Source organism: Ruegeria sp. HKCCA5491 (assembly GCF_013034565.1).
Taxonomy (GTDB): domain Bacteria; phylum Pseudomonadota; class Alphaproteobacteria; order Rhodobacterales; family Rhodobacteraceae; genus Ruegeria.
This window is the reverse complement of sequence record NZ_WQGG01000021.1, coordinates 1-12728: the sequence shown is the minus strand read 5'-3', so window position 1 is coordinate 12728 and position 12728 is coordinate 1. Positions and strand designations below refer to the sequence as shown.

The following is a 12728-nucleotide window of genomic DNA, read 5'->3' as shown; positions in this document are numbered from 1 at the left end:
GGGTGCCCGTGAAAGGTCAGGCGAGTGCCAGATTGGCGGCGCTTTCGCGTCCGTCACGGCCAGCTTCGACGTCGAAAGTAACTTTCTGACCGTCTTTCAATTCGCTAAGGCCGGAACGTTCAACTGCTGAGATATGCACGAACACGTCGCGCTTGCCATCTTCAGGCTCGATAAAGCCAAAACCTTTGGTTGAGTTGAACCATTTTACTGTGCCATTTGCCATGGTGGAAGTCTCCTAATACGTGCCGCCCGCATCATTGCGGCGACTCGGCGTGGTCGGTCTGAATCGAAAGACTGAACGCCAAATTGGGGAGACAGCAGGTCGAAAAAGAAAAACGTAAGCCTCGTGTATATGGACTTCGACTACGCACGATACAAGCCTTGATGCTTTGGCGGACAACAGAGAATTTGAGCCTGTCTGGCTTAGAACTAGGCAAGTAGAGGTGAAACCGTTGCTCTTCGATCCAAACTTGAAGGTGGCTTGGGTCAGCGGCACAGAAGACTAACGATCATTTTTGGGAAATTATCCTGCTGCATACGAGACAGCGATAAGCGTCCGTTTTGGTGCCTTGGCGAGACTTTGCAAAATCCGCTTTCTGCGCAGTGCTGACATTTGTGCCGAACGCAACATCGGTCACTTTGGGCTCGAAGCAGTCATTCACTCAATCGCGGCGAATGTCTGCTCTGCGGACAAAGCTGTCTTTCGCCCTTCGGCGGCCTTCGCCTGCTTGCAGCCCTAAGCGGACCTTCAAAATCCGACTTTGCAATTCTAGTGTTGCGGACAAGTTAGGCCGCGTACTGCCAAGCTCTGTTTCAGTTCATTTTGCCTGACAACGTTTGTGTCGGCAGTTGTCCAAAGAGTGCTCTGTAGTCTCGCGCGAACTGACCCATATGCCAAAATCCGTAAGCGTTTGCGATGTCTGATATACTCTCCTCTGGCGAGCAGGATACCAGTTCATGGCGCACAGCACCGAGACGGGCTCTTAGATAAAACTGCTTGGGGCTCACCCCATATGTTTCCTGAAACGCGCGACGAAGAGTGCATGCGGATACCTGAATATCTGTACATACTTCACCGATTGAAACGTTATCCATCAAATGGGCCCGCATGAACTCAACGGCTTGTTGTGCTAAACGGGTTCTATTTTTACTGTTTCGCCGATCACTCCATTTTTCGCCTACCACCAGCATTTCCAGAAGCTCTAAGATCATATCACTCTCTTCACTATCAGAGCTTGGTCCGGCCGCTGATCCAATTAGAAAGCGCGCTTTGTTTTTGACTAAGGAATGAAGCTTGCCAGCGTCGCTAACGAAAGATCTTAAAGCGTCATTTCGCACGGTGCTGATATCAAGACCGCAATCGTCGGCGATCCGTTGAGCCCTTCGGATGTCGATGCCAAAGGTCAGGCCTGTGAGCGTTGAATTGCTCACGCCTTCAAAAGGGTCTCCGCTACCAAAATTCATCAGAGCGGTGTCTGAGGGTGAGCCGTTAAGCCAAGTCCGTACACTCCCTTTGTCTGGTAAGCCAAACGCTAGAATGTCAGGGCGAGAAACACCGGTTTGGTACACAGCCTTATCAAACGACAAATCAATCATTTGAAGGTCAAGACCTGCCCAAACGGATACCGAAGAGTTCATAGTTCCCTCTTCAATTTGGCGTAGCTCGACATCCCATTGGGACAGCTCGCGGAATTGCGAAGGGTCCTGCAAAAAAAGTGTGTTTGGGGCGCAGGTTTTTTTGGGGGCTGATCGTTTTTTGATGTCGTCCATTCCGCCCCGCAGGTAGTTTTCATGAAATTTTATTCGAATATGTAGGCTTGGACAATTGCAAGACAAAGCAGACAAATCGAGAGGGAAGAGGTTCGGACGCCCATCGTTGCCTGACGATACTGCGCGCACCGAACGCGTCGTAACACTGCTAACCAAAAGCGAAAAAGAGTTGTTGCGCTCACAGGCTGAAGACAGCGAACTCTCCCTTTCGACCTTTTGCCATCATCTGATCCTTGAAGGTCTGAAAACAAGTAAATCATGAAACAGGGGTATCTCATGAAATCAAAACTGTTCCTCTCCGCGCTGGTCTTTGCCGGCTCCGCTATCACGGCGGCAGCTCAGGACAGCAATATCGTGCATGATGCGGAATACTATGTGCTGAAGCAGCAAAACGAAGCCGTTTGGGTCGAGAACGACGCACAGGTTGACCAACTGCTGGCCGATTTTCGTGAGAAAAACGGAGGGAACCCCCCAAACATCTTCTACATCCTTATTGACGATATGGGTTTTGGCGACATGGGTATGCCCGAGATGAACGCGATACGCGGGTATTCGACGCCCAATATCAACGCGCTCGCAGAGGAAAGCATGCGGTTTGCGCGCATGTATACCGAGCCGTCCTGCACACCGTCGCGTGTCGCCTTCATGACGGGTCGCCAGCCGTATCGCAATGGGATGGGCGATACCGCCGTCGATATTTCAGGTTTTGGCCTTGCCGATGAAGAAGTCACAATTGCCGAAGTTCTGAAATCCGTAGGCTACAACACCTCGCATGTTGGCAAATGGCATATGGGCGACATTCAGGAATCCTGGCCTACTTATCAGGGCTTTGACTACGCCGCGTTCCCCATCCATCAGCAGGGCCAGTTGGCCATCTTCAACGAAGATGCAGCCAAGGAAGAAATCACCATGGCCATAGGGGAAGACAACTACAACTCCAAATACACGCTGGATGATTGGTTTCGCCCTGATCCGGGACACATGATTACCGGCCTTGAAGCTGTTATTGGCGGGGAGGTCCGCGAAGTCCATATGGAACCGGGTGAGAAATGGACCCAGGACAAATATAATGAAATGAACATCCGCTATCAGGCACAGGCGATGGAACAGTTGCGCCTGCTAGCAGAACGGGATGAACCGTTCTTCCTGCAATACTGGCCGCTTGTCCCTCTGTCGACAACGCGCACGACGAGAGAGGCGTTCACGACACCCAACGGCGGTACATTCGTTGAAAGCATGGAAGAGCTGGATGAATGGATCGGGGTCATTCTGAACGAAGTCGATGCGCTGGGGCTCAGGGACAATACCCTAATCGTTTTGATGGGCGACAACGGTCACTTCACCAAATATGCCCCCGGCAGTGGGTTTTCGCCGCTGGTCTTCCGCGGCGGCAAGGCCGATACGTCTGAAGGAGGCGTTCGGGTGGACGCGTTTGCCCGCCTGCCCGGCTTGATCGAGGGAGACTCGATTGTATCGGACATTATTCATATCTCTGATTTGTTCACGTCAATTGCGCGTATCGGCGGAGCGATGGATGCCATCCCCCGCGACCGGATCATTGACGGTGTCGATCAGACGTCCCTGATGTTTATTGGCGATACGCATGGGCGCAGGGATCATGTACTGATCTACTCGATCAATTCGCTGAAAGAGGTGGTAAAGGAACACATCAAACTCAAAGTTCCGGCCAAAGGTGAAAATGCTATCGTGGCCAAGTTCTACAACCTGTTCCGCGACCCCCGCGAAGAACAGAGCGTATCGACCGAGATCGGAGCATGGGCTGGACACGAGTTTAACCGCATTATTGCCCGCCACCTGAAATTCAAGGAAATGTACCCCGATCAACCGGCCGCGACTGGACGTCCCTATGAAGGTATCGTGAACCTTCGTCCTGAAACCGTCGCAGCGGTGGATGCCTTTGTCGCCAAGCGGGACATTCAGCCCGACTAAAAGGTGAAGCTGATAAGAGTCATGCAAGCCCCGCATCAGTTGATAATATGCTTGATGTGGGGCTTGGCATCCACAACAAAAATTCTGGAAACAATATGAAAATCCAAGCGCTTGTCCTTGCATTGGCGACTGTCATTGTTGCGGCCTCAGCAATCGCCGATGAAAACGCTTCAAACCCTTTGGCCGCAGTCAATAACACGGACATCCGGTATCAGTATTTTGATTTGGGCAACGGTGCTGACAAGCAGGACGCCTTTATAGATGGCGCATACATGCTGCGGCCTGATCTGAAACTGAAATATGAGTTGCACTACAACTCAACGGATGTGACTGGAACTCGGTTCACTGACTTTGAGAAATTGAGCCTCAAAGCGATCTATTTCCCTTCTCAGAGACCGCTCAACGAAACGTGGGCCATCAAGTCGGCCATTGGTCTGGAGTGGATACTGGACTTTGGCGACCCGGAAAAAGGGATTGGAACCGGGTCCGATCAAATTGCGCCTTTTGGCGGGTTCGCCTTTGCAAACACGAAATCAGGGCTGACGCTGATCCCACTGCTCCAGCATTTTGCTTCATACAATGGCCCGACGGACATAAACCAAACCGCGATGCGGTTGATTGCGCTACAACCGTTTGGCGATGGGTACTGGGCCAAGGCTGATATCAAAGCACCATACGACTGGGAGAACGATGCTTGGCCAGCGACCGCTGAGTTCCAGATTGGCAAGAACCTCAGTCCTGGCATCGCAATTTATGCTGATTTCCTCATCGGTATAGGTTCCGACCGCCCCTACGATAAAGGTGCCGGCTTAGGTTTGCGTTTCAACTACTAGTTCACCCACACCCAACCTCGGCGAAGATCATCTATGTCACAGTCCAGAACTCTGTTCAGCCATTTGTTTTCTGCGTCTATCTTGACCCTTCCTGGAACTGCCTTGAGCCAATCCCTGCCCGCTCCGGGTCGGTAGGAAATAAATTGGCGTCACGCCGCATCATTCTATCTGTTCACTCCGCTCTGAACTCGGGGAAGATCAACAGTCTCTGGGCGATCCGCTGAGATGGATTTGAACCTTGAAACTGCATCCGTCGTTCGCGCTTCTAATCCCCAGCCATCGATGCTTAGGCCCAGAGTTCTGAGAAAATAGACTTCTAATACGATCTGTACCCAAGACTTTGCAAAGTCCGCTTTCTGCGCATTGCTGTCATTGGGACATCGCGCAGCATCGGTCAAAATGGGCTCAATGCGGTCGTTCGCTGCGCAGTGCATCAGTGGCCGCTGTGCGGACAAAGCTGCCATTCAGTCGAACTACACTAGGTGATGCAAACTGCCCACAAGCGGCCAATTGCCAACCCTTCCGATGCCGCAGTGCGTGAACTTAGACGGGAGAGCATTAATCCATCAGGTGGGCAGGTTAAGCAGCCGTTCATTTCAGGCGATGCAACTGTGCCCAGCTATCTTGGCGGTTTCCTTCAGATAAGTTCTGTGGTGCAGTCTGCTTTTGTCTTGGGATTCGATCACCAAACGCTTTCAAGATCGAAGTTTCCGATGATCAAGATTTGATTTTGCGCTTTCGCCGGACATAAACTGGTTTGGATATTTTGAGGAAGAATCGTCAAAAATGACTATGCGGTTAGATTTTTTGGCTGGTCTTTGTGGTGTTCTTTGTACCCTTTCGACTACATCTATTGCGGACACAATCATGCACTTGGGTCGAGAATGGCCGGCGCCAAAAGGGTTTGAAAGTGTTTGCTCGAGCTATCCGCCAATTTGTCAAAAATCACCGAACCCTCATCAGATTACCGATGCTGAATGGAAGAAGATAAAAAAAGTAAATCAAAGCATTAACCAAAAAACTCCAGAGGTGTCTGACAAGAGCCAGTATCACGTTCTTGAAAAGTGGGCACTGCCCTCGCACTTAGGCGGAGATTGCGAAGACATCGCGATGCTCAAGAAGGTAGAGCTTCAGAAATTGGGCATCTCTCCGGATCACTTACTTCTCGCTACCGTGTTGGATCTTCACCGCGAAGGGCATGCGGTACTAGTCGTTAGGACATCCAAAGGAGATTATGTGTTGGACAACCTGACCAACCGGGTGCTTCCTTGGAACAAAACCCACTACGCATTTATCGAGGCACAAGACCCCAACGAACCAGCGCGATGGGATATTGTCCTGCAGGATCGATGACCCTTAGTCTGGGTAACCGCAATGTTATCGGCTCAAAGCACTCGTATTGAATATCAGACTTCAGTGAGAAAACTGAAAAGAAAGACATGATCCGCGTTATTGCAGCCAGCACCATATTCGTTGGCCCTTTACGTCAATTTTTGCAATTGCTTTGATCTGATCCGAGTGGGTCAAGAAGGGGCCGGAAACTTCCACATAGAGTTAGTTTCGAGGCGCAAACATCCGATTTTCGGCACCATCTCTGTGGGAGAAGAGTTTAACTTGAGAACTGGCCGCATGTGGGGGTTTTAGCCGAAATCTGGCATGGGTGCTGAGGGACTTAGGAGCCGGTATAAGCAATGAAGGGAAGGCCCCAGTACCTTCTCCTGTTCAAAATAATCAAATAGAGAAAGAGGCTTCGGAATACATAGAGAACGTATGGCTCTCGAGGCCGATCGGACGTTCCAACAATAGTCTGACTTTCGGTTCGCATTGGGGTCGATCAAGTTGTTATATACACTTGGTATCAGCACTATTCGACACGCAAAATGACCCAATGCAGTAGTTAGAACCTGACTTTAAGAACCAGCCGAACTAATAGCGCAGTTTCAAAATTCTGCAGATTGATTTCTGTTTTGTTCGCATCGACTAGCGTCACTTTGCCGTCGACTTCTGCACCTGCAAGTCAGACCCCGGCCCCACCGCAGTCTTCTTCTGGCGTTCCTGCAGAAAAAGCTCGTAAGAAAAAGCGACCGAGCATTGGACTGGTATCTTCGCCCAGCCGCGTTCTCCGGTTGATTCCTTTTTTTCTCAAGATACGTTTAGGTAAATCTTTTTTTGAGATCTGATCAAAAAGCCAATGAGTACCAACACGGCATATCAAAGTAAGCGAACCAATCGCGCTCCCGCTATGAAGTCAAACTCGCGGGTTTTTGTGTGCCTTGTCTCTTTGGGAATCAACGCACTTGCGTTGGCGCTTCCTTTGGCTCTCCTGCAGGTCTACGACCGGATTTTGCCGAATCAGGCAGCCGGATCTGCAATCGTCATTTTCTCGGCAGTTGTTGTCGCGTTGGTGTTTTCGGGAATGCTTCGATATGTAAGGTCCGGCGTGTTTGCTCGGTGGTCGGCACTGGAAGAACACAGGCTTTGGTCTCATACCGCTCGACAACTTCTTAAAGGCCATCACAGCCGGGAGGATGCTCTTTTGCTTGCTTCCGCCCCCGCCAAGGCGCGTGATGAGAGTGTCGGTCAAACAATGCTGGCCCGATACGATGCGCCTTTCTCGATCGTTTTCCTCGCTCTGGTCGCCTATCTCGGCGGAATCGTTGTCGCCGCGCCCTTGTTGGTCGCTGCCGTTTCGGTGATCGCGTTCCTTGTGGTTGCGCCGCGGAATCGATCTGCCCTGCAGCAGGAACTGCTGTCGGGCGCAAAGTACGAGGCCAGTGTCACGGCGCTCGCTAACACTTCCTCAAACACGACGACGCTGATCAGCCTCGGCTCGACATTTGCCCGTTTGACTCACGATCGCTCTGTCCAGTTGAAAGCAAACAGAACGACGCAGAACATCAGCAGTTTTCAATTTGACCTCTTGCAGAGTGGCGCGTTGATCTCGACGGTCGGCGTTGTCTGGTTGGGCGCCGTAGAGGTGCTCGCAGGGCAGATGACAACCGGCGGGCTTGCCGCCTGCACGTTGCTTGGCTCTCGGGCGGCATCACAGCTTATAGGTGTTGCGGCGACGGGCCTGCGTGCCCAGCCCGCCGCTGTCGCGGCGGAGCAGTCGAAGGCGATCCTTGAAAACAGTGGAGAGAGCGAGCGTCAGCCGTCGCACCGTACGACCGAATACCTGAACTCGACTGGCGGTGGCATCTGGGTGCTCGAAGCTTCACCGCATCAAACGGTGTCTGAAAAGCTGGAAGCCATAGTCGACCACTTGCCCTGCGACCTGTCGGACTCGGAGACAGTTCGGATCGTATCTGCTCGGCCACGGCTGTTGGCTGGTAGGCTCATGGATTGCCTGTCCCGCTTGGACAAGGATCTAGAGCCAGAAGCACTGTCCCTGTCGCGCGAGATCGGACTGGACAACGTCGTTTGTCGACTTCCCCATGGCTACGACACGGTGCTCGCATCTTCCGGCCGGCCACTTTCGGATGGCGGCACCAAGCGCGCCGCGATTGTACAGGCATTCGCGGGCAGCCCCGGGCTGGTCATTATCGAGTCACCCGAAGCGCTGCTCGATGTCGATACGGTGAGGAACCTGTCGGAGTTCCTGCTGTCCCGCGCAATTGATTTCAAGATACTCTTACAGACATCGTCTGAAGAGCTTCTCGCCGGTCTTGAAGATGCCAAGCGACTCGAAAACCCGAAAAACTGGATCGAGGGGGTCGAGTAATGTCAGCAGCCGCCAACTTCCTCCAAACCGTTCTCAAATATCTAGACGGGCGCCACTCCGATCAGGCGGTAGAGGCGGCATTCGGAGGTTTCTCGTCATCGCTGTCCGATATGGCGCGAGCAGGTAACCTAATTGGGCTTCACGCTTCAATTCACAAGCGCGTTCCGGCATCCTGGAGCGACGGACACGACGGCGCGCTGATTGCAACAGACGGCACCAACTGGTTTGGCGTCGTAAGACGTGATGGTGATCTCGCTTCGTTCCGAGAGGGCGACAAAGCTGTTCAAAATCTATCACTTGAGGGGCCGCTTCTGTATCTGCGTGTGCTCCCCGAAGCCGAAGCCGCCAAGGTCACCTATTCCAATATCTTGTCTCGCGCGCGTGATGCCTTTGTGCATGTCTCGTGGCAATCTCTGGTCATTAACCTATGCGCTCTTGCGGTGCCCTTCTTCACCATGACGGTGTATGATCGGGTACTGGGAGGCGGCGCCGTCGACTCGCTTCCGGCCTTGTTATCGGGTGCAGTGATTGTTTTGATCACGATGCTGGCAATGCGCCGCGTCAGGTCCGGTTTTGCTGCCGCAGAATACGCCTCGCTTTCTGGACAAATTTCGACATTGCTGGCCGGCAAGGCGCTCCGCTCGCCTGTATCGAACGCGGCCGGCAACTCGGGCAGTGCGATTGTCATGAAGGTCCGACAAGGTGAACGCGCCGCTGACCTGTTCGCCTCCCCGAATATCACGGCGATTTATGATGCACCGTTTATCCTGTTGACCTTTGCCGCTTTGGTGATTGTTGGCGGAGGCATGGCGATCATTCCCGCGATCTACCTCCTGATGTTTTTTGGTTTCGGTTTGTTGATGAACGCTGGAACCGGCAGTAGGGACCCGTTTGCCGCCCGCCAATCCATGAGGCGCACGCAGATGATTGGGGAATTGGTCGACGCCAACGGCGCTATTCAACGCGCCGGGTTGGGCGAGAAATGGCTTCAGCGGTTCGATGCAGCCTTGCGCTCAAGTGCGCGCGACACGCACCGTTCGATGACAAAGATTGGCTCCCAGTCTGCAATCGCGACCACGCTTGGATCCGGCACCGCGCTCGTAACACTGGTCGTAGGAATCGATCTCGCGCTGAAGGGCCATTTGTCACCAGGAACACTGATCGGAACAATGTTGCTGACTTGGCGCATCACCGGTCCAGCGCAATCGCTGTTCCTTGCGATCCCGCGACTTAAAGCAATCCGCAACGGCTGGAACTCTCTTGAGACACAACTCCGCGCGCCAACGATAGGCCAAGAGGCTCATCTCCAAATCGCGCTTGAACCTGAGGCGCCCGCTGTGGCCGCTCAGGGGTTGTTCTACCGCTACGAAGCCGGTCAGCCACCTGCCGTGACCGGCGTAACATTCGATGTGCCCGCCGGCAGCGTCGTCGTTGTGATGGGACCGAACGGGTCGGGCAAATCGACCTTGTTGCAGCTCGTGGCAGGGCATTTCAGCCCGCAATCCGGAAACCTGACACTAAACGGGCGTCAGATGTCCCAATATGATCCCGACGAGATCGACGCACGATGCGCCTACGTCGGTGGTGACAAGCGCTTTTGGCTGGATCAAAGTGGAACGGAGCCCGGCGCTGGGTTTTCCGCGGAAGCCAAGATAGAACGTATAGCGTGGTCCGCAATTGTCGGACATGACAGCAGTTTCTTCGTTCTCGATGATCCGCTTGCCGCGAGTGGTAAGGACGCTGTGACCGAGATCGCGAAGTTCATCGACGAAACGCGCGGCAAGGCTACGATCTTCCTTGCAACCCACGACACGGAACTCGCGGCGCATGCCGATATCGCTATCGTTCTGGACGCCGGCAACGTCGTCTATTGCGGGCCCGTTCAGACAGAAAAGCCAGAAGCAGAAGCTTCGACGGAGGAGAAGAGCGATGGGTGAAAATCGCGGAGATCAACCTTTCGACCTTTACGATACGTCGACCTTCGTCTGGATGCGTCGTGCGGCGATTGTCGTTTTGCTCGGTCTGACCGCACTGGTGATCTGGATGGTCTACACGCCGGTGGACGAGATCTCCAAGGCGCGCGGGGAAATCGAACCCATCGCGCAGGTGAAGCGGGTTGAAAGCCGGCACGGAGGTCAACTGGCCGAGCTGCGGGTGACGCGAGGTCAGATGGTGGAAGCGAACGAGATCGTGGCGCTTCTGGATCAGGCGGAGGCACAATCGGCACTCCGGGCGGCTGAAGCGCGTATTGCGGGATTGTCGCTTGAAATCGAGCGGCTTCTCGCGCTTGCAGAGGGGCGGGAACCGAATTTCTCGGCCCATGCCGAAGATTTCAATGACCTCGTGGAACGCGAAACGGCTGCACTTGCGGCAACTCGTGCCTTCATTCGCGCCGAACGCTCAGTGATCCAGTCGCAGATCGAAGAAAAGCGCGCCGAGATTGCAGCCATCGATGAAGAACGCCCCCAACTCATTCAACAGATCGCAGTCACCGAGGAGGAGCGTGCCGTTCAACAGGACCTGCGGGATCGGGGACTGAGCGGACGCGCAAAGCTCGCGGAACTGCGCGAGCAAGAAGCGCAGTATCGATTCGAACTTGCCCAGCTCGCCGGTCGGCGAACCATTGCCGAGGCCGAGATTACCGAGCTGCAGGCGTCTCTGACACAGGTCGAACTGGATGAGTATGCCAAGGCCCGTAGCCGGATTGCCGAAGCGGATTCCCAGCGGCGTGCACTGCAGGCCGAAGCGGCCGGCCTTCAGAGCCGTGTCGCGGAGACAGAGATCCGGTCGCCCGTTTCCGGGGTAGTCCAGTCGATCCCCGACGACACGATCGGCGATGTCATCGATCCCGGCGGAATGGTCGTCACAATTGTCCCCGCCGATGGCGGCTATCGTTTCAGCGGTCGCTTGTCGCCGCGCGATGTCGGCTTCGTTTCAGTCGGGCAACCCGTTCGATTGAAAATTGACAGCTTCGATTACAGTCGCTTCGGCGCATTGCCCGGCAAGGTCGAGGAAGTTTCGCCAACAACATCAGTCGATGAGCGAGGAACAGCATTTTACGAAGTCCTTGTGCAGCTGGACAGCGACCATTTCCGCGATGCAGAGGACGGACTTACATTGATCGCCGGAATGACCGGCGAGGCCGATATCAAGACCGGTGCCAAGACCGTGTTTCAGTATGTCTGGAAACCCATCTACACCAATCTCGACCTGGCATTGACTGAGAGGTGAGGAGAGACGCGATGTCCGATCAGAGCCCGAGCAAATCCCAACCCTCCCGCTCGACCGCGGATCCCAGAGACGAGTTGTCCGAAGAGGTTTTTGCCTGGGTTGTGACCGACACGAGCGATCTTCCGGATGTACAGGACGAAGGCGCCCATGCGGCGCCGGATGGCGTAGAGCAAGGTGGCGGCGGTTCCGGCAACCGGCAGTTGATGGTCTCCGCGCCGGCCCTGGCACGCCATATGGGCGCCGACCTTTCCGAGTTGCATTCCGAGCCGGGTCGTCCGGGGGCGGAGTCCGGCTCCGACTGGTTGGCCTCGTCCGGCCTGGCCCCGTTGCCCCCAACTCATATCCAGAAATCTGGTGCAGGACATCCCGACTTCACTCATGCTTTGCCGGGAATTGGCACAGGTCAAAATGTCGGACATGTGATCATTCCCTCCGTTTCAACTGGCGGTTCAATCGGCGGTGGCGGTAACGCTTCGGGACAGACGCCAAGCCACATCGTGACGGGTGGTCAGCCCAGTGGGCCTGCCATCGCCGGGTTGATCCCCGGTGGTAAGGAAGGCCACCCTGTGCCGGTCCTGATCTCGGTGGTGAACGGCAACAACACGCAGGGTGGCTCCACCGTGACCATCGGTGGGTTGCCCCCCGGAACGATCATGAACCAAGGGCACGCAGGTCCGGGTGGGACGTGGATCCTTGGTCCCGGCACCGACCTTAAGAACCTGACCATGACTCCGCCGACCGACTGGTTCGGATCAGGGCACCTAACCGCAACGGTCGTTGATCCAAACGGTCACTCCGCACAGGTTCAGCTGCCTTTCAATGTGTTGCCACAACCCGACGCAGCCAGGATCTCGGGAACGGATACCGGAACGACGTCCGAGGATCGTGTTCTGACGGTGTCCGGCGCGCTGACGATCGTCGATCCGGATCCGGGCGAAGCACATTTTCAACCCACATCTTTGACTGGAAGCTTCGGTAGCTTGCAGATCGATGCGTCGGGTCGTTGGACTTACAGGCTCGAAAACGCCTCTCCCTCGGTTCAGGCGCTGGTTTCCGGGCAGACCGAGCGCGAAACATTCACAATACACAGCGTTGATGGAACGAGCCACCAACTGGTCGTAAACGTAATGGGCACCGACGATCGAGCAATCATCGCCGGAGCCTCTCAGGGCGCGGTGACCGAGGACAAGCTGACCTCGACCGGCGGCAAGCTGGATGTGACC

9 protein-coding genes are annotated in these 12728 nt (G+C 54.6%); 7 read left to right on the top strand and 2 right to left on the bottom strand.

Going from position 1 to position 12728, the window contains the following annotated elements:
- Nucleotides 1-16: 16 nt before the first annotated feature.
- A complete protein-coding gene (locus GOV88_RS20145; protein WP_170328727.1) occupies nt 17-223 on the bottom strand; it encodes a cold-shock protein in 207 nt (68 codons plus the stop codon).
- A 590-nt stretch (nt 224-813) separates the two neighbouring features.
- A complete protein-coding gene (locus tag GOV88_RS20140) occupies nt 814-1770 on the bottom strand; it encodes a helix-turn-helix domain-containing protein (protein WP_170798918.1) in 957 nt (318 codons plus the stop codon).
- Between the two features lie 276 nt (nt 1771-2046).
- On the opposite strand from GOV88_RS20140, the gene GOV88_RS20135 reads away from it, so the two are divergent.
- The 7 genes from GOV88_RS20135 to GOV88_RS20105 all read left to right on the top strand — a co-directional run.
- On the top strand, nt 2047-3720 hold the full coding sequence (locus GOV88_RS20135; protein WP_170386664.1) for a sulfatase-like hydrolase/transferase: 1674 nt from the start codon (nt 2047-2049) through the stop codon (nt 3718-3720).
- Nucleotides 3721-3767: 47 nt separating this feature from the next.
- Nucleotides 3768-4553, top strand: a complete 786-nt coding sequence (locus tag GOV88_RS20130; RefSeq protein WP_171241512.1) for a hypothetical protein — start codon at nt 3768-3770, stop codon at nt 4551-4553.
- A gap of 786 nt (nt 4554-5339) precedes the next feature.
- A complete protein-coding gene (locus tag GOV88_RS20125) occupies nt 5340-5906 on the top strand; it encodes a transglutaminase-like cysteine peptidase (RefSeq protein WP_170624710.1) in 567 nt (188 codons plus the stop codon).
- A gap of 838 nt (nt 5907-6744) precedes the next feature.
- Entirely contained in the window at nt 6745-8274 is a 1530-nt protein-coding gene (locus tag GOV88_RS20120) for a hypothetical protein (protein WP_170560176.1), read from the top strand.
- A complete protein-coding gene (locus GOV88_RS20115) occupies nt 8274-10211 on the top strand; it encodes an ATP-binding cassette domain-containing protein (protein ID WP_170382241.1) in 1938 nt (645 codons plus the stop codon). The genes GOV88_RS20120 and GOV88_RS20115 overlap by 1 nt, the downstream gene beginning before the upstream one ends.
- A complete protein-coding gene (locus GOV88_RS20110; RefSeq protein ID WP_170382239.1) occupies nt 10204-11505 on the top strand; it encodes an HlyD family type I secretion periplasmic adaptor subunit in 1302 nt (433 codons plus the stop codon). Before GOV88_RS20115 ends, GOV88_RS20110 begins: the two co-directional genes overlap by 8 nt.
- An 11-nt stretch (nt 11506-11516) precedes the next feature.
- The coding region (locus GOV88_RS20105; protein WP_217358941.1) for a VCBS domain-containing protein at nt 11517-12728 on the top strand (1212 nt) is incomplete at its 3' end.